General features: G+C 70.3%; 21 protein-coding genes. 8 read left to right on the plus strand and 13 right to left on the minus strand.

What is annotated here, in order from left to right:
- Positions 1-10 precede the first annotated feature (10 nt).
- From ACH4U7_RS32050 to ACH4U7_RS32060, 3 genes are all read right to left on the minus strand, one after another.
- A complete protein-coding gene (locus tag ACH4U7_RS32050; protein ID WP_398531268.1) occupies positions 11-1,243 on the minus strand; it encodes a hypothetical protein in 1,233 nt (410 codons plus the stop codon).
- A complete protein-coding gene (locus tag ACH4U7_RS32055) occupies positions 1,234-2,592 on the minus strand; it encodes a hypothetical protein (protein WP_398531269.1) in 1,359 nt (452 codons plus the stop codon). Before ACH4U7_RS32055 ends, ACH4U7_RS32050 begins: the two co-directional genes overlap by 10 nt.
- Before the next feature lie 153 nt (positions 2,593-2,745).
- Positions 2,746-3,771: a 6-phosphofructokinase gene (locus tag ACH4U7_RS32060; protein ID WP_398531270.1), complete on the minus strand. Its 1,026-nt coding sequence runs from the start codon at positions 3,769-3,771 to the stop codon at positions 2,746-2,748.
- Positions 3,772-4,002: 231 nt separating this feature from the next.
- Here ACH4U7_RS32060 and pta point away from each other — a divergent pair, with 231 nt between their 5' ends.
- The 3 genes from pta (at position 4,003) to pyk (ending at position 8,839) form a co-directional block, all read left to right on the plus strand.
- Positions 4,003-6,111: a phosphate acetyltransferase gene (gene pta / locus ACH4U7_RS32065; RefSeq protein WP_398531271.1), complete on the plus strand. Its 2,109-nt coding sequence runs from the start codon at positions 4,003-4,005 to the stop codon at positions 6,109-6,111.
- The gene (locus ACH4U7_RS32070) at positions 6,108-7,253 is read left to right on the plus strand and encodes an acetate kinase (RefSeq protein WP_398531272.1); all 1,146 of its coding nucleotides are present in this window, start codon (positions 6,108-6,110) and stop codon (positions 7,251-7,253) included. Before pta ends, ACH4U7_RS32070 begins: the two co-directional genes overlap by 4 nt.
- A 158-nt stretch (positions 7,254-7,411) precedes the next feature.
- Complete coding sequence (gene pyk / locus ACH4U7_RS32075; RefSeq protein ID WP_398531273.1) at positions 7,412-8,839, plus strand: pyruvate kinase; 1,428 nt, start codon at positions 7,412-7,414, stop codon at positions 8,837-8,839.
- Positions 8,840-8,983: 144 nt separating this feature from the next.
- Here pyk and ACH4U7_RS32080 read toward each other — a convergent pair whose 3' ends face one another.
- The 4 genes from ACH4U7_RS32080 to ACH4U7_RS32095 form a co-directional block, all read right to left on the minus strand.
- Positions 8,984-10,285 carry a hydrogenase expression protein HypF gene (locus tag ACH4U7_RS32080; protein ID WP_398531274.1) on the minus strand — a complete coding sequence of 434 codons (1,302 nt, stop codon included), beginning with the start codon at positions 10,283-10,285 and terminating at the stop codon, positions 8,984-8,986.
- A gap of 82 nt (positions 10,286-10,367) precedes the next feature.
- A complete protein-coding gene (locus ACH4U7_RS32085; protein ID WP_398531275.1) occupies positions 10,368-10,931 on the minus strand; it encodes a DUF6114 domain-containing protein in 564 nt (187 codons plus the stop codon).
- 143 nt (positions 10,932-11,074) lie between these two features.
- Positions 11,075-11,689, minus strand: a complete 615-nt coding sequence (locus tag ACH4U7_RS32090) for a DUF6230 family protein (RefSeq protein WP_398531276.1) — start codon at positions 11,687-11,689, stop codon at positions 11,075-11,077.
- 560 nt (positions 11,690-12,249) lie between these two features.
- The gene (locus tag ACH4U7_RS32095) at positions 12,250-13,212 is read right to left on the minus strand and encodes a tetratricopeptide repeat protein (RefSeq protein ID WP_398531277.1); all 963 of its coding nucleotides are present in this window, start codon (positions 13,210-13,212) and stop codon (positions 12,250-12,252) included.
- Positions 13,213-13,339: 127 nt separating this feature from the next.
- Here ACH4U7_RS32095 and ACH4U7_RS32100 point away from each other — a divergent pair, with 127 nt between their 5' ends.
- Positions 13,340-13,984 (plus strand): TetR/AcrR family transcriptional regulator, encoded by a 645-nt coding sequence (locus tag ACH4U7_RS32100; protein ID WP_398531278.1) that lies wholly within the window; start codon positions 13,340-13,342, stop codon positions 13,982-13,984.
- Positions 13,985-14,061: 77 nt separating this feature from the next.
- Here the strand turns inward: ACH4U7_RS32100 and ACH4U7_RS32105 are convergent, their stop codons facing one another.
- From ACH4U7_RS32105 to ACH4U7_RS32120, 4 genes are all read right to left on the minus strand, one after another.
- A complete protein-coding gene (locus ACH4U7_RS32105; protein WP_398531279.1) occupies positions 14,062-15,798 on the minus strand; it encodes a methylmalonyl-CoA mutase in 1,737 nt (578 codons plus the stop codon).
- 98 nt (positions 15,799-15,896) lie between these two features.
- Positions 15,897-16,235 (minus strand): DUF3817 domain-containing protein, encoded by a 339-nt coding sequence (locus tag ACH4U7_RS32110; RefSeq protein ID WP_043490159.1) that lies wholly within the window; start codon positions 16,233-16,235, stop codon positions 15,897-15,899.
- A 72-nt stretch (positions 16,236-16,307) separates the two neighbouring features.
- On the minus strand, positions 16,308-16,817 hold the full coding sequence (locus ACH4U7_RS32115) for a MarR family winged helix-turn-helix transcriptional regulator (protein ID WP_398531280.1): 510 nt from the start codon (positions 16,815-16,817) through the stop codon (positions 16,308-16,310).
- Between the two features lie 76 nt (positions 16,818-16,893).
- On the minus strand, positions 16,894-18,234 hold the full coding sequence (locus ACH4U7_RS32120) for an MFS transporter (RefSeq protein WP_398531281.1): 1,341 nt from the start codon (positions 18,232-18,234) through the stop codon (positions 16,894-16,896).
- Positions 18,235-18,329: 95 nt separating this feature from the next.
- Between ACH4U7_RS32120 and ACH4U7_RS32125 the strand changes: the two genes are divergently transcribed.
- Complete coding sequence (locus ACH4U7_RS32125) at positions 18,330-19,322, plus strand: DUF5937 family protein (RefSeq protein ID WP_398531282.1); 993 nt, start codon at positions 18,330-18,332, stop codon at positions 19,320-19,322.
- A 15-nt stretch (positions 19,323-19,337) separates the two neighbouring features.
- On the opposite strand, the gene ACH4U7_RS32130 is transcribed toward ACH4U7_RS32125, so the two are convergent.
- Both ACH4U7_RS32130 and ACH4U7_RS32135 read right to left on the minus strand, forming a co-directional pair.
- The gene (locus tag ACH4U7_RS32130; RefSeq protein WP_014176340.1) at positions 19,338-19,631 is read right to left on the minus strand and encodes an MTH1187 family thiamine-binding protein; all 294 of its coding nucleotides are present in this window, start codon (positions 19,629-19,631) and stop codon (positions 19,338-19,340) included.
- Entirely contained in the window at positions 19,628-19,972 is a 345-nt protein-coding gene (locus ACH4U7_RS32135; RefSeq protein WP_014176341.1) for a DUF3817 domain-containing protein, read from the minus strand. The genes ACH4U7_RS32130 and ACH4U7_RS32135 overlap by 4 nt, the downstream gene beginning before the upstream one ends.
- A 162-nt stretch (positions 19,973-20,134) precedes the next feature.
- Here ACH4U7_RS32135 and ACH4U7_RS32140 point away from each other — a divergent pair, with 162 nt between their 5' ends.
- Genes ACH4U7_RS32140 through ACH4U7_RS32150 form a run of 3 tightly spaced genes read left to right on the plus strand, consistent with a single transcriptional unit; the run spans position 20,135 to position 22,100 of the window.
- Entirely contained in the window at positions 20,135-20,773 is a 639-nt protein-coding gene (locus ACH4U7_RS32140; protein ID WP_398531283.1) for an AIM24 family protein, read from the plus strand.
- The gene (locus ACH4U7_RS32145; RefSeq protein WP_014176343.1) at positions 20,773-21,423 is read left to right on the plus strand and encodes an AIM24 family protein; all 651 of its coding nucleotides are present in this window, start codon (positions 20,773-20,775) and stop codon (positions 21,421-21,423) included. The genes ACH4U7_RS32140 and ACH4U7_RS32145 overlap by 1 nt, the downstream gene beginning before the upstream one ends.
- Entirely contained in the window at positions 21,420-22,100 is a 681-nt protein-coding gene (locus ACH4U7_RS32150) for an AIM24 family protein (RefSeq protein WP_398531284.1), read from the plus strand. The genes ACH4U7_RS32145 and ACH4U7_RS32150 overlap by 4 nt, the downstream gene beginning before the upstream one ends.
- The last annotated feature ends 67 nt before the right edge of the window (positions 22,101-22,167 follow it).

Genomic DNA, 22,167 nt, shown 5'->3' on the forward strand with positions numbered 1-22,167 from the left:
CCGGGCGTGGTCACCTGGCGGGCGTGGCCGGCGCCGCGCATCCGTGGTGTTGGGCCGAGCGCTGCGCGAACGCCTTGAGCGCGGTGCGCTCGTACGCCAGGTCCGGCTTGCGGCGGGTGTCGTCCTCGGTGCCGTCCGCGCGGACCAGGAACAGCGCGTCCTCGGCGCCGTCCGGGCAGGCGGCGCTGGCCCAGTAGGCGCTCTGGCCCAGCCGGCCCGAGGGCGCGTCGCCGGGGGACGGGCCATCCTGGCCCGGGCTGCCGGTGTACTCGGCGCGGACCTCTTCCGCGTACGGGCCGTAGTACGCGTCGAGGCGGTAGCGCGGCGAGCCGTCCCGCGCGCCGAGGGCGCAGGCCTCGCGCGGCGCCCGGTCGCGGGCGGTCTCCCGGGCCGTGGACACCGCGGAGCGGGCGGCCGTCGGGACGCCGGCGCAGGTGCCGTCGGCGCCGAGCAGCGGCTCGTACTCGTCCTCGTTGACCGGCAGGCCCACCGTACGGACCGGTTTGCCCAGGCTGGCGCCGCAGCCCCAGTGGTCGTTGGCCGCCTTGGCGGTGGCGGTCGCGGTGCGGACGAAGTCGGGGCGGACGGCGGGGTCGTCCAGCGTGACTCCGCCGAGCTTGGTCTCCACGGTGATCAGCAGGCTGGTGCCGCCCTTGGCACACTCCAGAAGTACGGCGGCGGTCCCCTCGCCGTCCTCGTTGTCGTCCTGCCGCACATTGTCCGTGCCGAAGACCCCGGACCAGCCGTGGCCGAGGGGGACCGCGAGGGTGTCCCGCTCGGGTACGGGGGTGTACGTCCCGGCGATGCCGTACGTGGTGCGGGGCCGCGGGCCGGCCTCGATGTTCACCTTGACGCTGCCCTTGCCGTCGGCCGTCACCTCGCACCGTACGGCGAGGGTGTTGGCCTGGTCCTCGTTGCCCTTGGCCTTGACCTTGACGTCGAACGTGCCCTTGGTGCGGTTGCTCACGCTGATCTCGCCGTCGCCGAGCACCGCGCGGACCTCGTCCTTGGCCAGCACTCCGTCGCAGGCCGCGTCGAGCGCGCGGTCGTCGCTGCCGGCCATCCAGACGATCGTGCCCGTCAGGGCAGCCAGCACCAGCACCGCGGCCCCGAGGCCACACGCGCGACGGCGGGTGAGCCTGCCACCGAGCCACCCCGAAGCGCTCTCGCCGTCCCGCTCGCCCTCCTGGCCGCCCTCCGGTTCGTCGGGCCGCTCGCCGCGTCGCAGTCTGCTCAGTGCCATTCCTCGGCCTCCCCCAGCACCTTCGTATCGCGGCACCCCGCCGACTTCGGCCAGCCGTCCGGCGCGCTCAGATAGCGGTCCAGCGCCGTGCGCGCCGTACGGGAGAGCTTGGCGCGGTCCTTGGCGCCCAGGGTGGCGGTCGCGCCGTCCTCGATCAGGATCGAGGGGATCACCGAGACGCGGTGGTAGGTGTCCCGGCCGCCGCACACCGAGCGTGCCCACAGGGCGAGTTGGGGGTCCTCGACGTAGGAGGAGATCCGGTCCTCGCCCTGGGCACCGTCAGTCCCACCGGCCTTGCCGTCGTCGCCCTTGCCGTCACCGGCCGGCTTTCCCTGGTTCTGGGACACTCCCCACCCCGGCACATGGCCCTCGCGCTCGTACGAGTCGTACGCGGTCCGGCCGAGGATGCCCGCCCAACTGGCCGCCTCGACGCCGGTGACCTGCCAGTCCGCCGGGTGGCTGCCGTCGTTCTTCTCGGCCTCCGAGTCCCAGGTGCCCTGGCAGGCGTTCACCACCCGGGACTCCTGGAGGTCGCCGAGGGTGGTCCAGGCTCCGGGCATCACGCCGGGCAGCGAACGGGAGTTGATCCAGCCGCATTTGCGCAGATCACGGCCGGGCTCCTCGATGCGCTCGGACCGCCAGTCGCCGCTGTCGTCATGCGACTCGTAGGTGTCCAGCACTTCGGTCGGCGCCTTGAGCGGGGCGCTCCCGCAGCCCTGCGCCTCGGTGATGGCGTTCGCGACGTGGACGGCGGTGCGGAAGCCGGTGAGGGCGGCGGCCCGTTCGGCCCTGGTCCGCTCCTCGCGCTCGGCGGCGCTGTCGGCCTCGTGGTCGCCGTCGGTGACAAGTGCCGACACATACAGATCGGTCGTGGGCCGGACCCGGCCGCGCAGGCCGTCCACGCACTCGGTCACCAGCCAGGCGCCGCGCCTGCCGTACTGGCCGGTGGTGCCGGGGGCCACATACGTGCCGTCGGTGTGGGCCGTACCCAGGAGATCTTCGGTCTCCATACCCTCGGGGACGTCGGAGACCAGCGCTTCGGCGTGGACGGTGACGCCGTATCCGTCGCCCCACGACAGCGCGCAGTCGAGCAGCGAGCGGCTTGTCCGGCCGGGTTCGAGCATCGTGCCGTGCTGGCTGAGCTCGCCCGCCCGGCCGTCGCGGACGAGCCGCTTCAGATCCGCGTACGGGAGGGTGCCGTCGCACGCCTTTCTCAGCTGGGCGCGGTTGGCCGCGAGATGGCCGCCGTCGCTGTCGCGGTTCACGACGACGAAGACCGCGACCAGCGCTGTGACGAGTACCACCAGGGCCGTGTGGCGCAGCCACACGCGGGCCCACAACCGACGCATCCCGCCCCCGCTCCTTCGTCCCCCTTGATCAGGTGATCAGGTGATCAGATAACCCCGTTGATCAAGCCGGGACAGTACCAGAGGCCGCGTCACGCAATGCAGGGGTCGTACGGGGGAGGTGTCATGCGGAACAGGTGTCGTGCGGAGCGGACGTCAGAAGACCGACTCGGCCTCGTCCATGCGGGCCACCGGAACCGTCTTGAGCTCGGTGACCGCCTCGGCGATCGGCACCATCTCGATGTCCGTGCCGCGCAGCGCGGTCATCATGCCGAAGTCGCCGCGGTGGGCGGCCTCGACGGCGTGCCAGCCGAAGCGGGTGGCCAGCACCCGGTCGTACGCGGTCGGGGTGCCGCCGCGCTGGACGTGGCCGAGGATGACCGGGCGGGCCTCCTTGCCGAGGCGGCGCTCCAGTTCGGCGGCGAGGCGGTTGCCGATACCGGTGAACCGCTCGTGGCCGTACTGGTCGATCTCGCCCTTCTGGTAGTCCATCGTGCCCTCGGCGGGGTGCGCGCCCTCGGCGACGCAGATCACCGCGAACTTCTTGCCGCGGGAGAAGCGCTCCTCGACCATCTTCACCAGCGCGTCGATCTCGAACGGCCGCTCCGGAAGGCAGATGCCGTGGGCGCCGCCCGCCATGCCGGACTCCAGCGCGATCCAGCCCGCGTGGCGCCCCATGACCTCGACGACCATGACCCGCTGATGGGACTCGGCGGTGGTCTTGAGCCGGTCCATGGCCTCGGTGGCCACGCCGACGGCGGTGTCGAAGCCGAAGGTGCGGTCGGTGGCGGAGATGTCGTTGTCGATGGTCTTGGGCACGCCGACGATGGGCAGCCCGGCGTCGGAGAGCATCCGGGCGGCGGTGAGGGTGCCCTCGCCCCCGATCGGGATCAGCACGTCGATGCCGTAGTCGCGGGCGTGGTCCTTGGAGGTCTCACAGGCCTCGCGCAGCCGGGCCCGCTCCAGGCGGGAGGAGCCGAGGATGGTGCCGCCGCGGGCGAGGATGCCCGCCACGGCGTCCAGGTCGAGCTTGCGGTGGCGGCCGTCGAGCAGCCCCTTGAAGCCGTCTTCGAAGCCGATGACCTCGTCGCCATGGCCGGCCACGGCACGGTGGACGACCGAACGGATCACAGCGTTCAGGCCGGGGCAGTCGCCGCCTGCGGTGAGAACTCCGATGCGCATCGTGCTGTGTCTCCTGCTGCCTTCGGGTAGGTGTGAGCCAGTCCGATTGTTTCATGGGCCCGGTGGTGCTGTGTCCGTCTCTGTACCCGTACCTGAGGAGCGCTTTATCGATGCCCGCAGGTATTGTCAAGGGGACGGGGCCGCCGATACGGCCGTTTTTAGGGAAGTTTCGACGGAAGTTTCGACCGCACTTCAGGCCGGAGTGTCGACCATCAGATCGGAGTGCCAGGCGTGACGCGCAGCGTGTACGTGACCGGGATCGAGCGCGGGGACGGCCGCCAGGTCGTCGAGCTCGGGGTCATGGAGCTCCTGACCCGCCAAGTCGACCGGGTCGGCGTCTTCCGCCCCCTGGTGCACGACAACCCCGACCGCCTCTTCGACCTGCTGCGGGCCCGCTACCGGCTGAGCCAGTCGCCGGAGTCCGTCTTCGGGATCACCTACGACGAGGCGTCCGCGCTCCAGGCCGAGCGGGGCACCGATGAGCTGGTGGCGCACCTGGTCGGCCGGTTCCACGAGGTGGCCCGCGAGTACGAGTACGTGCTGGTGCTGGGCAGCGACTACGCCGCGGCCAGCGGTCTCCCCGACGAGCTGGGTCTCAACGCGCGGCTGGCCAATGAGTTCGGCGCCTCGGTGATCACCGTGGTCAGCGGCAAGGATCAGAGCGTCGTGGCGCAGGGCGCCGAGGCGCACAACGCGTACCGCGCCTACGAGGCGCAGGGCTGCGATGTCGTCGCCGTCGTGGTGAACCGGGTGGCCCCCGGCGACCGGGACGCCGTGGCCGAGCGGCTGCGGGACAAGCTCCCCGTCCCCTGCTACGCGCTGCCCGAGGACGCCGCGCTGTCCGCGCCGACCGTCTCCCAGGTGGTGCGCACCCTGGGCGCCGAGGTGCTGCTGGGCGACCACGCGGGGCTGTCGCGGGACGTGCGGGACTTTGTCTTCGGCGGCGCCATGCTGCCCAGCTTCCTGCCCGCGCTGACCGAGGGCTGTCTGGTGGTGACCCCTGGCGACCGCGCCGATCTGATCATCGGGGCCCTGGCCGCGCACAGCGCGGGCGCCCCGCCGATCGCCGGGGTGCTGCTCACCCTGGACGAGCGGCCGGGGGAGGACATCCTGGCGCTGGCCTCCCGGCTGGCCCCGGGCACCCCGGTGGCGGCCGTGGCGGGCGGCAGCTTCCCGACCGCGGCCGAGCTGTTCGCGCTGGAGGGCAAGCTGACCGCGGGCGCACCGCGTAAGGCCGAGACCGCGCTCGGTCTCTTCGAGCGGCATGTGGACACCGCCGAGCTGACCAACCGGATCTCGGTCGCCCGCTCCGGCCGGGTCACCCCGATGATGTTCGAGCACGAGCTGATCGAGCGCTCCCGCGCAAACCGCCGCCGGGTCGTGCTCCCCGAGGGCACCGAGGAGCGGGTGCTGCGCGCCGCCGATGTGCTGCTGCGCCGCGATGTGTGCGACCTCACACTGCTGGGCGAGGAGGACGCGGTCCGCAAGCGCGCCGCCGAGCTGGGCATCCAGCTCGCGGACGCGCAGATCATCGATCCGCAGACCTCGCCGCTGCGCGATCGCTTCGCCGAGCTGTACGCGCGGCTGCGCGCCCATAAGGGCGTCTCGTACGAGCTGGCCTACGACGTGGTCGCCGACGTCTCGTACTTCGGCACGCTGATGGTGCAGGAGGGCCTGGCCGACGGCATGGTCTCCGGCGCCGTGCACTCCACCGCCGCCACCATCCGGCCCGCCTTCGAGATCATCAAGACCGCGCCGGACGCCCAGATCGTCTCCTCGGTCTTCTTCATGTGCCTGGCGGACCGGGTGCTGGTGTACGGCGACTGCGCGGTCAACCCGGATCCGGACGCCGAGCAGCTGGCGGACATCGCCATCCAGTCGGCGACGACGGCCGCCCAGTTCGGCGTGGAGCCGCGGATCGCGATGCTCTCGTACTCCACCGGCACCTCCGGCTCCGGCGCGGATGTCGACAAGGTGCGCAAGGCGACCGAGCTGGTCCGTGAGCGCCGCCCGGACCTGCTGGTCGAGGGCCCGATCCAGTACGACGCCGCGGTGGACGCGGCGGTCGCGGCGACCAAGCTGCCGGACTCCGAGGTGGCGGGCAAGGCCACGGTCCTGATCTTCCCGGACCTGAACACCGGCAACAACACCTACAAGGCGGTGCAGCGCTCGGCGGGCGCGGTCGCGGTCGGCCCGGTGCTGCAGGGGCTGCGCAAGCCGGTGAACGACCTGTCCCGCGGGGCGCTGGTCCAGGACATCGTCAACACCGTCTCGATCACCGCCGTCCAGGCCCAGACGCCTACCCCCGTCTCCCCCGTACAGAAAGCACCCACCGCGTGAACGGCTCCCGAGTCCTCGTCCTCAACTCCGGCTCCTCGTCGGTCAAATACCAGCTGCTCGACATGGCCGACGGCTCCCGGCTCGCCTCCGGCATCGTGGAGCGGATCGGGGAGGGCCCCGTCGCCGACCACTCGGCCGCCCTCAAGCAGGTCGCCGAGGAGCTGGCCGCGCAGGGCCTGGGCCTGGACTCGCCAGAGCTGGCGGCGCTCGGCCACCGGGTGGTGCACGGCGGCACCCGGTTCACCGAGCCGACCCTGATCACCGACGAGGTGGTCGAGGAGATCGAGAAGCTGGTGCCGCTGGCCCCGCTGCACAACCCGGCGAACGTCACCGGGATCAAGGTGGCCCGCGCGCTGCGCCCGGATCTGCCGCAGGTCGCGGTCTTCGACACCGCGTTCCACGCCACGATGCCGGAGGAGGCCGCGCGCTACGCCATTGAGCAGGAGACCGCCGACCGGTACGGGGTGCGGCGCTACGGCTTCCACGGCACCTCCCACGCGTATGTCTCCCGGGCCACCGCCGCGCTGCTGGGCCGGGACCTCTCCGAGGTCAACACGATCGTGCTGCACCTGGGCAACGGCGCCAGCGCCTCGGCGGTGCGCGGCGGGGTGTGCGTGGACACCTCGATGGGGCTCACCCCGTTGGAGGGCCTGGTCATGGGTACCCGCTCGGGCGATCTGGACCCGGCGGCGATCTTCCATCTGACCCGGGTCGGCGGGATGTCGATCGACGAGATCGACACCCTGCTGAACAAGCGCAGCGGGCTGCTCGGCCTGTGCGGGGACAACGACATGCGTGAGATCGGCCGCCGGATGGGCGAGGGCGACCCGGCGGCGCAGCTCGCCTTCGACGTCTACGTCCATCGGCTGCGGAAGTATGTGGGCGCGTACACCGCGGTGCTGGGGCGGGTGGACGCCATCGCCTTCACCGCGGGCGTCGGGGAGAACTCCGCGGCGGTGCGGGAGGCGGCGATGCGCGGTCTTCCCGCGTTCGGCATCGAGGTGGACGCGGTGCGCAACGCGGTGCGCGGCGCCTCGGCGCGGCTGATCTCCACGGAGGCCAGCCGGGTCGCGGTGGCCGTCGTGCCCACCGACGAGGAGCTGGAGATCGCCAGCCAGACCTTCGAACTGGTCGCTGCTTAGTCGCTGCTTAGTCGCTGCTCGGTCGCTGCTCGGTCGCTGCTCGGTCGCTGCTTGGTTTCCGACTGATCTCCGGCCGTTCGGCGGCTCTTGCCCCGGCATTGCGCCGTTGTCCATAGCGTAAATATTCCGCTCCGAAACAAACGGATAGGATCTGCCTCATGCGCCGTTCCAAAATCGTCTGCACTCTGGGCCCCGCCGTCGACTCCTACGACCAGCTGAAGTCGCTGATCGAGGCCGGGATGAACGTGGCCCGATTCAATATGAGCCACGGGAGCCACACGGAGCACGAGGAGCGGTACCACCGCGTCCGCAAGGCCTCCGAGGAGACCGGGCGCGCGGTCGGCGTGCTCGCCGACCTCCAGGGCCCCAAGATCCGGCTGGAGACCTTCGCCGACGGCCCGGTGGAGCTGGTGCGCGGTGACGAGTTCACCATCACCACCGAGGACGTACCGGGCGACCGGACGATCTGCGGCACCACGTACAAGGGGCTGCCGGGCGACGTCTCCAAGGGCGACCAGGTCCTGATCAACGACGGCAATGTCGAGCTGCGGGTCACCGCGGTCGACGGCCCGCGGGTCAAGACGATCGTCATCGAGGGCGGTGTGATCTCCGACCACAAGGGGATCAACCTGCCGGGCGCCGCGGTCAATGTGCCCGCGCTGTCCGAGAAGGACATCGTGGACCTGAAGTTCGCCCTGGCGATGGGGTGCGACATGGTCGCGCTGTCCTTCGTCCGGGACGCCGGCGACGTCCGCGATGTGCACCGCGTCATGGACGAGGTGGGGCACCGGGTGCCGGTGATCGCCAAGGTCGAGAAGCCGCAGGCGGTCGCCAACATGGAGGAGGTCGTCGCGGCCTTCGACGGCGTCATGGTGGCCCGCGGCGACCTGGCCGTCGAATATCCGCTCGAGAAGGTCCCGATGGTGCAGAAGCGCCTGATCGAGCTGTGCCGGCGGAACGCCAAGCCGGTGATCGTCGCGACCCAGATGATGGAGTCGATGATCACCAACTCGCGGCCGACCCGCGCCGAGGCGTCCGACGTCGCCAACGCGATCCTGGACGGCGCCGACGCGGTCATGCTCTCCGCGGAGTCCTCCGTCGGCGCGTATCCGCTGGAGACGGTCAAGACGATGTCCCGCATCGTCCAGGCCGCCGAGCAGGAACTGCTCTCGCGCGGTCTGCAGCCGCTGGTCCCCGGCAAGAAGCCGCGTACACAGGGCGGCTCGGTCGCCCGCGCGGCCTGCGAGATCGCCGACTTCCTGGGCGCCCAGTCGCTGGTGGCCTTCACCCAGTCCGGCGACACCGCCCGCCGGCTGTCCCGCTACCGCGCCCAGCAGCCGATCCTGGCCTTCACCACCGATGTGGCCACCCGCAACCAGCTGACGCTCAGCTGGGGCGTGGAGTCGTTCGTGGTGCCGTATGTGGAGCACACCGACGCGATGGTGGACCTCGTCGACGCCGAGCTGTCGAAGCTGGGCCGCTACAACGAGGGCGACACCATGATCATGACCGCCGGTTCGCCCCCCGGCGTCCCCGGCACCACCAACATGGTCCGGGTGCACCACCTGGGCGGCGAGGGCAAGTAGCCCGGCCGCTGAGCGGGCGAGCGGCGCCCCTGAGCAGGCGGCTGACGCGCCGGTGGGCACCACCCCGGGCTGGGGTGGTGCCCACCGACGTTCGCCCTCCCAAGGGAGGGCCTTGCGGCTCCCGAACGGGTCTGTGTTCCGGGGTTAATCCCCCGTCTTGTAGAGATGCATGCCGGGGATGGTCAGGTCGCCGCCGAACTGTCCGGCCTGTGTGACCGTCACATCGGTGAAGAACACCTCGGGGAGGTTGATCGGCGGCGGGCTCTTGGGGCTGAAGGTGATCGGAACGATCCCCAGCAGGTTGCCCGACAGCTCCTCGGTGTACATGGTGATCGGGCCGTTGCTGAAGGTCGAGGTGGAGCCCTCGCGCGCCTGCACATGGGTGGTCGTACCGCCGGCCCCGACCGTCAGCTGGTGCAGATCCTTGATGTCCACGCCGGAAGCCGTGAACTTGAGGACCTTCTTGACCTTCCCGCTGTACGTCTTGACCTCGACGATGCCCTTGTAGTCAAGACCGTGCAGGGTCAGCAGGGTGCTCTTGAGCGTCCAGGGCTCGTCGGGCAGCAGGCTGGCGGTCGGCTCGCCCTCGGCGTTCTCGTACGCCTCGGCGTCGTACGTGGGGCAGGGGAACGGCTCCTTGCCGTCCTTGTCACGGTCCCCGGCCTTGGGGGAGGACGAGGAGGAGGGGCCGGGCGACGGAGTCTTGTCGGCCTTGTCCTCGGCGTCCTTGTCCTTGGCCGCGTCCGTGGCCTTGTCGACCGTGTCCTTCGCCGTGTCCCCGGCCTTGTCGGCCGCGTCCTTCGCCGTGTCCCCGGCCTTGTCGGCCGCGTCCTTGGCAGGGTCGGTCGTCTTGTCCGGCGAGCCGGTCGCGGAGGACGACGGGGTCGGCGTGGCGCTCGGCTCGGCCGTCTCGTCCTTGTCGCCCCCGGTGAAGATGTCCTTGAGCGCGTCCCCGAGGCCCAGCGGGTCCAGTGGGTTCTTGCTCTTGGACTCGGACGGGCTCGGCGTGGGGGACTCCTCCGGCGTCGAGTCGTCCGTCTTGCTGCCGGAGGAGCCGGAGTCGGCGGAGGACGTGGCGGAGGGCGTCGGCGTGGCGGAGGGCTTGGAGCTCTCGTCCGCGCTCTTGTCCTCGGAGCTCTTGTCGCCGGAGCTCTTGTCGCCGGAGCTCTTGTCGCCGGAGCTCTTGTCCTGGCTCTTCGAGCCGTTGGCCCCGCTCTTGTCGTCGGAGTCCTTGGAGTCCTTCGACTCGCCCGCCTCGTCGGTGCTCTTGTGGTCCTTGTCGGCCTCGTCGGGCTGGGTGACGCACGGTCCGGGCTTGTAGCGGTCCTCGGCCCTGGAGGTCGCCTGGGCGAGCTGCGGGGTCAGCCCCATGCCCATCAGTACGGCCGTCGGCATGGCGGCGAGCGCTATCGCCTTGCCGGCGGGCACCTGAAGGCGGGTGAGCATCGACTTCTTGGGAGCCGCATGCCGCGGCCCCGTTCTCGCCCGGCGTGGATTCGTGACGCTCGCACCCTCCGACTGCTCTTGTTCACCCCGCACGGTGCCTCCCATCCCTGGATTCCTGGTCCGGCGCGGCCCCCGCGACGGCCGGCTCCGGCTCGCCGCCGCCTGCGCCGTCCCCAGCGTCCGCGTCGTCCACACCGTCCGCGTCGTCCGTGGGCGCGGGCCCCTCGTCCTTCGCCGGCTGCTCGGTGGGGGTCTCGCCCGGTGCCCAGGCGACGCTCATCCCGCCGCCGAACAGCGCGAACAGGAAGCCCACCAAGAAGCCCCCGAAGTTGGCCACGGGAATCGAGACCAGGCCCAGCAGGATGGTGGCGACTCCCGCGAAGACCCGCACGATGGGCTGGAACCACATGGTCAGGCCCAGCACTATCAGCAGGACGCCGATGATCAGCGATCCGGACCCGGTGGTGGTGGACATCCGGACGGTCAGCTGGCCCAAGGTGACGTTGGCATACGGCAGGTACCCGATCGGCACCCCGGCCAAGATGGTGAAGAGCCCTGCCCAGAACGGGCGCTGCCAGCGCCAGTACTTGAAAGCCCTGCGCAGGTGGCTGACGGCGTCACTCGCCTCCGGCGACTCGGCACTCAATGAAAACAGCTCCCTGGGGCCGGCGATCTGGACGATCGCAGTGTTCTGATGCGGTACTGATAAACGCGGTGCTGATGCCCCTGACGCCGCTGAGCGATGCCGGGTGAGGGGCGGTGGTGCGGCCCCCCACCCCGCTCAACGCGTCAGTAGCACTCGTTCTTGCCCTTGCTGACCTTCATCGAAAGGCCGGAGAGCTTGAACGTGCCCGCGTTGGTCGCCCATGCGGTCTGCTTGACACCCTTCAAGGTCACCGAGTCGGCTTCCTGGCCGAAGGAACTCGGGTCCTTCTTGTTCGTGTCGCCGTCGGGACCCTTGCTGGTGTCGCCGGCCGCCACGCCGATGTTGATACCGCGGAACGTGGCGTCCGCCTCGAGCTGGTCGAGGTCGATGAAGAGGTTCTTCGCCTCGACTTCCTTGCCGCCGTTGCCGGCCGTCAGCTTCAGCGAGACATCACCGAAGAGCGGGACCGGGATCACCACCGACTGGCACAGACCCTTGATCTTGGCGCTCTTGAACGCCGACACGGCGACGGGGATCTTCTTGCCCCCGTGCTGTGTGTCAAGGGTGCCGTACTGGACGAACCCCTTGCCCTTGAGCAGGTCCGCGCTGACCTTGAACTGCTGGCCGGACACGCTGAACGAGGCCGCGAGCGCACCCTGCGCGAGGGCTACACCGATCGCGGCCGTGGCAGCGACGCTCGGCACCATGACAACGGCAAACCGCTTCCATCTGGTCCCGCCACGAGCCTGGGACTCCATGACTTTCCTCCTTCTCGGACGTACATCTCCGGCTGGGGCCGAGGCCCGAGCCTGGGATGGGAGAAGTGCTACGTCCTCGGGAAGGAGAGCGCCCACGTCTCACAGGCGCGAACTGCACCCGAAACACCGGCGATCACCCCCGAGCGACAACCACTGGCCACGCCTTCGCGCAACCTCCTGGACAGGCCCTGCCAGTCAGCAGAGACCCCCCTGTCCACGGCCGACGCCACTGCCGCCGGCCTACCCGGTGGGGACCCATCGCACCGACCGCACCGACCGGATGCCGGGCTGCGGGAAACGGGACCGAGCTTGGCCGATCGTGGTGCATTTACGGGCAGCTGCACAAGGGGTTCGTTACTAGCGAGTAACGGGCGGATAACCGTGCCGCGGCAGACTGATAGAGGCCGAGCACTCTCGGTCGCCGTAACATGCCCGAAAAGAGGGGGAGATTCACACCATGCCCGGACAAAAACCTGACGTACTCTTACCGTCAGTTACAGCGACCGCGTTTACCAAGTTTTGGTAAAGCGCGGCCGCTTATTTGTTTGAGGTGACAACGGTCAGAACAGCACGCGCGCCAACGCGCCCCGCGCCGAGACCACCCGGGGATCGTCCGCGCCGATCACCTCGAAGAGCCCCAGCAGATGGAGCCGTGCCGACTCCCGGTCCTCCCCCACCGTGCGCCGCACGGTCTCCACCAACCGCCCGAAGGCGTCCTCCACATGACCCCCCACCAGGTCCAGGTCCGCCGCCGCGATCTGCGCCGCCGGGTCCGCGGGATTGTCGGCCGCCGCCTTGCGCACCTGCTGCGCGTCCGTCCCCTCCACCCGGCTCAGCAACTCGGCCTGCGCCAGGCCCAGCTTCGCCTCGGTATTGCCCGGGTCGTCCGCCAGCACGTTCTTGTACGCCTGCACCGCGCCGCCCAGATCGCCGGCGTCCAGCGCCTCGTGAGCCGCCGCGAGCGCACCGTCGTACGGGGTCGCGGGCTGCTGCGCGACCGCCTCGGCGCCCTCGTCACCCTCGTCCTGCACCGGGACGCCCACAATGCCGAACTGCTGCTCCGCCGCCTGGATCAGCTGGTCGAGCACCTGCCGGATCTGCGCCTCGGGCGCGGCGCCCTGGAAGAGCGGCACCGGCTGACCGGCGACCACCGCGAACACGGCGGGGATGCCCTGCACCCCGAACTGCTGGAAGAGCATCTGGTTGGCGTCGACATCGATCTTCGCCAGGACGAAGCGGCCCGCGTACTCCCTCGTCAGCCGCTCGAGGATCGGACCGAGCTGCTTGCACGGCTCGCACCACTCGGCCCAGAAGTCGATGACGACCGGTACTTCGGTGGAGCGCTGCAGGACATCCTGCTGGAAACCCGCCTCGTCGACGTCGAAGACCAGACGGGTGGGGGCGACGCCGCCCGTGCGGGCCGCCTCGGCCCGCGCCTTCTCCGCCTTCTGCTTCGCTTCTCCGGCCGCCTTCACCGCGGCGAGGTCGACCACTCCACTCATGGACATGTTCCGTGGCTGCATGGTCCTATCCTCCCCTCTTCCCGCGGTGAATGGAAAAGCGCACCCTTACGCTACGACTCGTAGCGTAACTGGAAGCGCCCTCGGAGATCCAGGGGGTCAAAGTGGACGTACGGGTAAGCTCACGGACATGAGCCCGCCAGCGCGGCGCACCGGCCGCCCCCGCAGTGCCGAGGCCGACCGCGCCATCCTCGGCGCGACGCGGGCCGCCTTGGTCGAGCTCGGCTGGTCCAAGCTGACGATGGGCGATGTGGCGGCCCGGGCGGGCGTGGCCAAGACCACGCTCTACCGCCGCTGGACGAACAAGAGCGAGCTGGTCGTGGACGCGGTCGCGGCCCTCCTCGACGAACAGCTGGAACTGCCCGATCTGGGGTCGCTGCGCGCCGATGTGGAGGAGACGGTGCTCCGGTTCGCCGCACTGCTGACCCGCCCGGAGGCCGGGACCTCGCTGATGGCCGTGGTCGCCGAGGCCACCCGCGACGAGGCGCTACGGGAGCGGATCCGCACCACGATCGTCAACCGGCAGAAGCGGCTGGTGCTGCTCGGCCGTGAGCGCGCCCAGGCCCGCGGCGAACTGCCGCGGGAGACCGACCCCGCCGCGGCGGCCCGCACCGCGGACATGATCTTCGATGTGATCGCGGGAGCGGTGATGCACCGGACGCTGGTGAGCGCCGACCCCGTCGACGCGCCCTGGGCACGCGACTTCGCGGAGGTGCTGCTCTGCGGCTTCCCGGCGGTGACGGGAGGGGAGGAGGCGGGGACGGCCACCGTTTGAAAGCCGGTCGGCTCCCTATAGCCGCTAAAAAGCCCGCCGGCTCCGTATGGCCAAAGCCTGCCGGGTCCGTGCAGCCGCTAAAAGCCCGCCGGCTCCGTATAGCCGCCCCACTCCTCGCGCAGCGCGCCGCAGATCTCGCCGAGGGTCGCCTCCGCCCGGACCGCCTCCAGCATCGGCTCGATCATGTTCGAGCCGTCGCGGGCGGCGGCCAGCAGCTCCTTCAGGGCGGCGGCCACCCGTGCGCCGTCGCGGGCCTCCTTACGGGCCGCGAGCACCCGCACCTGCTCGCGCTCGACCTCATGGCCGACCCGCAGGATCTCCAGATCGCCCGTGACCGAACCCTTGTGGCAGTTGACGCCGACGACCTTCTTGTCGCCCTTCTCCAGCGCCCGCTGGTACTGGAAGGCCGATTCGGCGATCTCGCCGGTGAACCAGCCGTCCTCGATCCCCCGCAGAATGCCCGAGGTCATCAGCCCGATGGGGTGCTGTCCATCCGGCACCGCCCGGCGGCCGCGCTCCTTGATCTGCTCGAAGATCTTCTCGGCGTCGGCCTCGATACGGTCGGTCAGCGCCTCGACGTACCAGGAACCGCCCAGCGGGTCGGCGACATTCAGGAGGCCGGTCTCCTCCATCAGCACCTGCTGGGTGCGCAGCGCGATCTCGGCGGCCTGCTCGCTGGGCAGCGCAAGCGTCTCGTCCAGGGCGTTGGTGTGCAGCGAGTTGGTGCCACCGAGCACCGCGGACAGCGCCTCCACCGCCGTGCGCACGACGTTGTTGTACGGCTGCTGCGCGGTCAGCGAGACCCCGGCCGTCTGGGTGTGGAAGCGCAGCCACTGCGCCTTCTCGGTCTTCGCCCCGTACACATCGCGCATCCAGCGGGCCCAGATCCGGCGGGCCGCGCGGAACTTGGCGATCTCCTCGAAGAACTCGATATGCGCGTCGAAGAAGAAGGACAGGCCGCCTCCGAAGGTGTCGATGTCGAGCCCACGGGAGAGCCCCAGCTCGACGTACCCGAAACCGTCGGCGAGGGTGTACGCGAGCTCCTGCGAGGCCGTGGCCCCGGCCTCGCGGATGTGGTAGCCGGAGACCGACAGCGGCTTGTACGCGGGGATGAAGCGCACACAGTGCTCCATCATGTCGCCGATCAGCCGCAGCTGCGGCTCGGGCTGGAACAGCCACTCCTTCTGCGCGATGTACTCCTTGAAGATGTCCGTCTGGAGCGTGCCGTTCAGTACGGAGGGGTCGACGCCCTGGCGCTCGGCGGCGACCAGGTACATACAGAAGACGGGGACGGCGGGGCCGCTGATCGTCATCGAGGTGGTGACATCGCCGAGCGGGATGTCCTTGAACAGGACCTCCATATCGGCGGCGGAGTCGATGGCGACCCCGCAGTGGCCGACCTCGCCCAGTGAGCGCGGGTCGTCGGAGTCGCGGCCCATCAGCGTCGGCATGTCGAAGGCGACCGACAGTCCGCCGCCGCCCGCCTCGAGGATCATCTTGTAGCGCTCATTGGTCTGCTCGGCGTTTCCGAAGCCGGCGAACTGGCGGATGGTCCAGGCGCGGCCCCGGTAGCCGGTGGAGTACAGACCGCGGGTGAACGGGAACTCACCGGGCCAGCCGATGCGCTCGAATCCCGCGACGCTGTCGCCGGGGGCGGGTCCGTAGACCGGGTCCACGGGGTCCCCGGACAACGTACTGCGCGTCCAATCCCTCGGGGGCCGCGCCCCCGAACCCCCGGCGCCCTCACGCTTACGGGCCGCGTCGTACCGGGCCTGCCAGCGCCGGCGGCCCGCCTCAATGGCTTCCGCGTCCATAACGCCAAATTTACTTGGACATCCTAGTAAATGTCGACGCGAAACGGGCCCCGTCGGTCCGTTCGGGGGACAACAGGCGGGGCCCCGGTTCGATGCGATCAGGCCTTGGCGGGCTCCGGCTCGGCGCCGCTGACCAGCGGCTCGATCTCGGCCACGACCTTGCGCTCGACGAAGAACACCGCGGTGGGGACGGTGCCCGCGAGCAGCACCCAGGCCAGCTTGCCGAACGGCCACTTCGCCTTGGAGCCGAGGTCGAAGGCGAAGACCAGGTAGAGGACGTAGAGCCAGCCGTGTGCGATACCGACGACGCTGACGAAGCCGGACGCGCCGTCCACGTCCAGCAGATACTTGGCGATCACACCGATCGTGAGCAGGATCAGCAGGACGCCCGTGACATAGGCCATGGTCCGGTAGCGCGTCAATACGCTTCGCTTCATGACGTCGAGCGTAACCGTCCGTTCCGGGGCGATCTTCGCCACCCCCCGCCGGTATCGCCGCCCCAGCCGGTCCTACTCGTCGTCGAAGTCACCCGCCGAGACCCGCAGGGGCCGCAGCATCTCGAAGATGTTCGAGCAGTCCGCGGCGTCGTACGTCCCGAGGCCGAAGTCCATCGCCATCAGATCGCGGGTGGCCGCCTCGACCACCTCGCGGCCCCGGTCGGTGATCGAGGCGAGCGTCCCGCGGCCGTCGTTCGGATTCGGCCGCTTGTCCACCAGACCGGACTTGACCAGCCGGTCCACCGTGTTGGTCACCGAGGTCGGGTGGACCATCAGCCGCTCGCCGATCTTGGACATGGGCAGCTCACCGGCCTGGGAGAAAGTGAGCAGAACCAGCGCCTCATAGCGGGCGAAGGTCAGTCCGTACGGCTTGACCACCGCGTCGACCTGGCCCAGCAGAATCTGCTGAGCCCGCATGATCGAGGTGATCGCGGCCATCGACGGCACGGACCCCCACCGTCGCTTCCACAGTTCGTCTGCGCGGGCGATGGGGTCGAAGGAAAGGCTGAGCGGCTTGGACACGTTACCGACCCTACCGGCCAGTCATATCGTGGTCAGCCCAGTCTCACCTTTCGGGCGGACAAGCCCGGAGCCGCCCTCACCCCGTACTGCCGGCGGCCCCCGGCCGTGCCGTACCGCGCCGCACCAGCGCCACCGCAAGCAGTGAGCACACCGTGCCGCACACCCCCGCCCCGGTCACCACCAGATACACCGGCGCGGCCTCGGCGACCGCGCCCGCCACCGCCATGCCCAGGCCCTGCGCGGTCATCAGCACCGCCGTCAGCAGCGTCATCGCCCGCCCCCGCAGCTCCTCCGGTACGGCCGCCATGAACCACTGGTCGAGGCCGAGGCTGTACGCCATACCGCAGCCCGTCGCCACCTGGAGCGCCAGCGCCCAGCCGAACGAGGGCTCGAGGACGTACCCCAGCGAGGGCAGCATGCACACCACCGCCACCACGAGCGTCAGCCGCGCCCGCCCCGCCGGGCCGAGCAGCGTGCCCGCCAGGGTCTCGCTGACGATCGCGCCGATCGGCATCCCGCACATCAGCAGCCCGAGCCCGGTCGAGCCGAGGCCGAGGCCGTCCGAGTACGGGGTCATCAGCGCCTCCGACATCACCACGAACGTCGGCGGCACGCAGTACAGCAGGAACAGGGCCCGGATCCGCGCGACGGCGAACAGCTGCTTCATGCCACGCAGCGAATCGCCGAGCAGCGCACCCCGCCGGCCGTCCGTACGGGCCGGGCGGTGCCGGGTGCCCAGGCGCAGCACCAGCGCCGACGCCACGAACGACGCCGCCGTGATCGCGAGCACGGCCCGCGGAGAGACCGCCGCCAGCAGCAACCCGCCCGCGGCGAACCCGACGAGCTGCGCGCCCTGCGCGGTCAGCCGGATCACGGAGCGGCCCAGTACGAACAGATCGCCCTCCCCCAGGATGTCGCCGAGCGTCGCCGCGCGCGTCCCGCTGAACACCGGGGAGACCGCGGCGGGGATGCAGCGCAGCACCAGCAGCAACCCGACCGGCATGCCCGGCACCACCATCACGGCGACGCAGCCGGCGCTGATCAGATCGCATACGACCAGCACCCGGCGGGCGGGGTAGCGGTCGGCCACGGCGGACAGCAGGGTGCCGCCGATGACGTACGGGAGCAGGGCGAAGGCGAAGGCCAGGGCACTCAGCAGCGGCGAGCCGGTGACCTGGTAGACCAGGACGGACAGCGCGATACCGCAGATGACCTCGCCGAGCATGGAGAGCAGATGCGCGAGGAACACGGCCCGGAACTCGCGCACCGCGAAGACGGCCGGGTAGCCAGCGCCTCCCGGGCGGGGTTCCGGGAGAACGGGCCCCTCGGCGTCGGCCGCGGGCTCGGGTCCGGAGGCGTCTGCGGCAGGGCGCGTCGGGGTGGGGTCCGTCGTCCCGGACCCGGAAGGCGTTGGCATGGCGGCAGCGTGCCCGGGGAGGGGCCGCGGGCTCTAGTGTTTCGCCCCGAGGCGAATCTTCATCGGGGTCGCCTCACGGAAACCGGGGGAGCCGTATGCCACTGCACATGAGATTCGGACCGGACGACCTGCTGCGCTGCCGGTTCGCCATCTCGCCGCTGTGCCAGACACACGAGGCGGTGCGGACCCTGCTGCGCTCCGAGCGGCACGGTTATCACCTGCCGTGGCTGCGCCGGGTCCGCTCGGCCGTGGCCGGGCTCGACCTCTCCCTGCTCGCGCTGTTCATCCCCATCCGCGGCTACACCCCGGACTTTCTGGGCCCGCCGCCGGCGGTGCCGTATCCCTCCTTCGAGGAGGAGCTGGCGCGGCTGCGGGCGACCGAGCCGGAGGCGGCCCGCCGGGAGATGGCCCTTTCCCTGGCCGGCACGCCGGGGGCCGCCGAGTCCGCGGCCGGGCGCTCGGTGCTGGAGGACCCCGCGCGGGCGGTGCGGCGGCTCGCGGATCTGACCGAGCAGGTCTGGCACGCGCTGCTCGAGCCGGACTGGCCCCGGGTGCGCGACCTGTTGGAGGCCGATGTGGCCTATCGGGCCCGGCAGCTGGCAGACGGCGGCCTCGAGCGGCTCTTCGCCGATCTGCGCCCCGCACTGTCCTGGGCCGATGGGCGGCTCACGGTCCGCACCCGGGCCGGGGGCCCGGAGGTGCAGGAGCTCGACGGCCGGGGCCTGCTGCTGATGCCGAGCATCTTTGTCTGGCCGGACGTGGTGAGCGGCTTCGTGCCGCCCTGGCAGCCGACGGTGATCTATCCGGCGCGCGGGGTGGGCGGGCTCTGGCAGGAGCCCGCCGAGGGCGCGGCGGACGCGCTCGTACGGCTACTCGGCGCCAACCGCGCGGCCATCCTCAGCGCCCTGGAGGACCCCACCGCCACGACGGCACTGGCCCAGCGGCTGGGCCTGGCGCCGTCGTCGGTCTCGGCGCATCTCGGGGTGTTGCGCGCGGCCGGTCTGCTGACCTCGCGCCGCGACGGCCACCGGGTGCTGTACGAGCGCACGCCGCTGGGCATCGCCCTGCTGGGCGGGGGCGCCGGCTAGCGGCGCTTCGTACGGCTACGCGGACAGATGCCGCTCGACCGTCTCGACCTTCGAGGTCAGCCCGTCCGTCACACCCGGACGGATGTCGGCCTTGAGGACCACGGACACCCGCGGCGCCCGCGCCTCGACGGCCGCGACCGCCCGCTTGACGACGTCCATGACCTCGTCCCACTCGCCCTCGATGGACGTGAACATCGCGTCCGTACGGTTCGGCAGGCCCGATTCGCGCACCACCCGCACCGCGTCCGCGACGTACTCCCCCACGTCCTCGCCGACGCCCAGCGGCGTCACGGAGAAGGCGACGATCATGCGTTGACCACGCCCTCACGGCGCGCACGGTCGGCGATCACGCTGGCCTCCGCCTCCCGCTTGAGCTTGCGCTCGGCGAAGAAACCGCCGGTCGGGAGGATGGAGAGGACGAAGTAGAGCGCGGCGGTCTTGCGGTCCCACTGGGCGCGCTTCCAGGCGTCCAGCCAGAAGACCAGGTACAGGATGAACAGGATGCCGTGCACCATGCCCATCACCGGGACCGCGTTGAAGTCGGTCGTGCGCTTGAGCACCGAGCAGACGAGCAGCAGGAGGAAGGAGACGGCCTCTGGCGCGGAGACCAGGCGGAGCCGCCGCAGTGCGGTGGCGGTCTTGAAGTCCACGGGAGCAGCACCTTTAGGGAGAGGACGACGAGAGAACACGGAGCAGAGCTTGTGAAGTCATGCACAAGCTCCCCTCGCATTGTCGCAGCCTCGTAACCGATCACCGCGCCGGGGTCCGGCTGTCCCTGTTCCGCGCCGTTCGGTCCCGATAACGTCGGATCCGTGGCTCAGTTTCGGCTCCAGGGGAGCAAGGTGCTCGCCGTCGACATGACCGGCGATTCGGTGAAGGCCAAGAACGGCTCGATGGTCGCGTACGAGGGGGAGATGACCTTCAAGAAGAAAACCGGCGGCGGGGAGGGGCTGCGCGGGATGGTGACCCGGCGGCTCACCGGCGAGCAGATGGCGGTCATGGAGGTCAAAGGACACGGCACGTGCTACTTCGCCGACCGGGCGAGCGAGATCAACCTGGTCTCGCTGCACGGCGAGACGCTTCATGTGGAGGCCAGCAATCTGCTGTGCACGGACGCCGCGCTGCGCACCGGCACCTCCTTCACCGGGCTGCGCGGCTCCGCACAGGGCAACGGCCTGTTCACCACGACCGTCGAGGGCACCGGGCAGGCGGCCATCCTCTCCGACGGCACGGCGGTGGTGCTGCGCGTCACCCCGCAGCTGCCGCTGCAGGTCGACCCGGGCGCGTATATCGCCCATACGGGCAAGCTCAAGCAGCACTTCCAGTCCGGGGTGAACTTCCGCACGCTCATAGGGGAGAGCTCGGGCGAGGCGTTCCAGATCCGCTTCGAGGGCGAGGGACTGGTGTACGTACAGCCCAGCGAGCGCAACACGATCGGCGGGGATGTGTGATGCCGTTCAACATCCTCAACTCACGCATGGTCGAGGCGCAGGTGCAGCCCGGCCAGACGGTCTTCAGCCAGCGCGGGGCGATGCTGGCCTACCGGGGCGAGGTGCGGTTCACGCCGAGCATCACCGGCGGGCAGCGCGGGGTGATGGGCATGATCGGCCGCCGGGTCGCGGGCGAGGCGACCCCGCTGATGACCGTCGAGGGCAGCGGCACGGTGATGTTCGGCCACGGCGGCCACCATGTCGAGGTCATCCACCTGGCCGGCGACAAGCTCTACGTCGAGTCGGACCGGCTGCTCGCCTTCGACGGGTCACTGCGCCAGGGCACGATGTTCATGGGCTCGCAGGGCGGGGTGATGGGCATCGTGCGCGGCCAGGTCACCGGCCAGGGGTTGTTCACCACCACCTTGGAGGGGCACGGCTCGGCGGCGGTCATGGCGCACGGCGGCGTGATCCAGCTGCCGATCGCCCCCGGCCGCCCGGTCCATGTCGACCCGCAGGCGTATGTCGCCCACCGCGGGGACGTCCGCAACAAGCTCTCGACCGCCCTCGGCTGGCGCGAAATGGTCGGCCGCGGCTCGGGAGAGGGCTTCCAGCTGGAGCTCTCGGGCACCGGCACGGTGTATGTCCAGGCATCGGAGGAGAAGCTTTGAACGGCCCCGTCATCCACGACGCGTACACCCTCCCGGTCGACGACAACATCAATCCGTACGCCTTCAGCGTGGAACTCAACGGCCAGTGGTTCCTGCAGAAGGGGAAGATGATCGCCTATTACGGGCGGATCGACTTCCAGGGTGTGGGCCTGGGCCGTCTTGACCACCTCATCGCGCACAGCTTCCACTCCCCGCTGCACGCCGCGGACTGGGTGGTGGCCGAGGGGCAGGGCAAGATGGTGCTCGCGGACCGGGCCTTCGACGTCAACTCCTACGACCTCGACGACGGCAATCTCACCATCCGGTCGGGCAATCTGCTGGCCTTCCAGCCCTCGCTGTCCCTCAAGCAGTCGATCGTCCCGGGCTTCCTCACCCTGATCGGCACCGGCAAATTCGTCGCGGCCTCCAACGGCCCGGTGGTCTTCATGGAGCCGCCGATCCGGGTCGACCCGCAGGCGCTCGTCGGCTGGGCGGACTGCCCAACGCCCAACCACCACTACGATCATGAGTACTTGCGCGGCGTCCTCGGCGGAATCCGGGCGCACACCGGCCTCGGGGGGACCTCGGGCGAGGAGCACCAGTTCGAGTTCGTCGGCGCGGGGACCGTACTGCTCCAGTCGACGGAAGAGGTCATGGACGAGGTGCCCATAGGGACCACAGGGGGCACCGGTTCGTGAGCGCGAGCATGCGGAGTGTAACCTCGAACAGGTGACCTCATATCCATTGGTTCAGAATTCAACTTCT

Source organism: Streptomyces sp. NPDC020845, assembly GCF_044334165.1.
GTDB lineage: Bacteria > Actinomycetota > Actinomycetes > Streptomycetales > Streptomycetaceae > Streptomyces.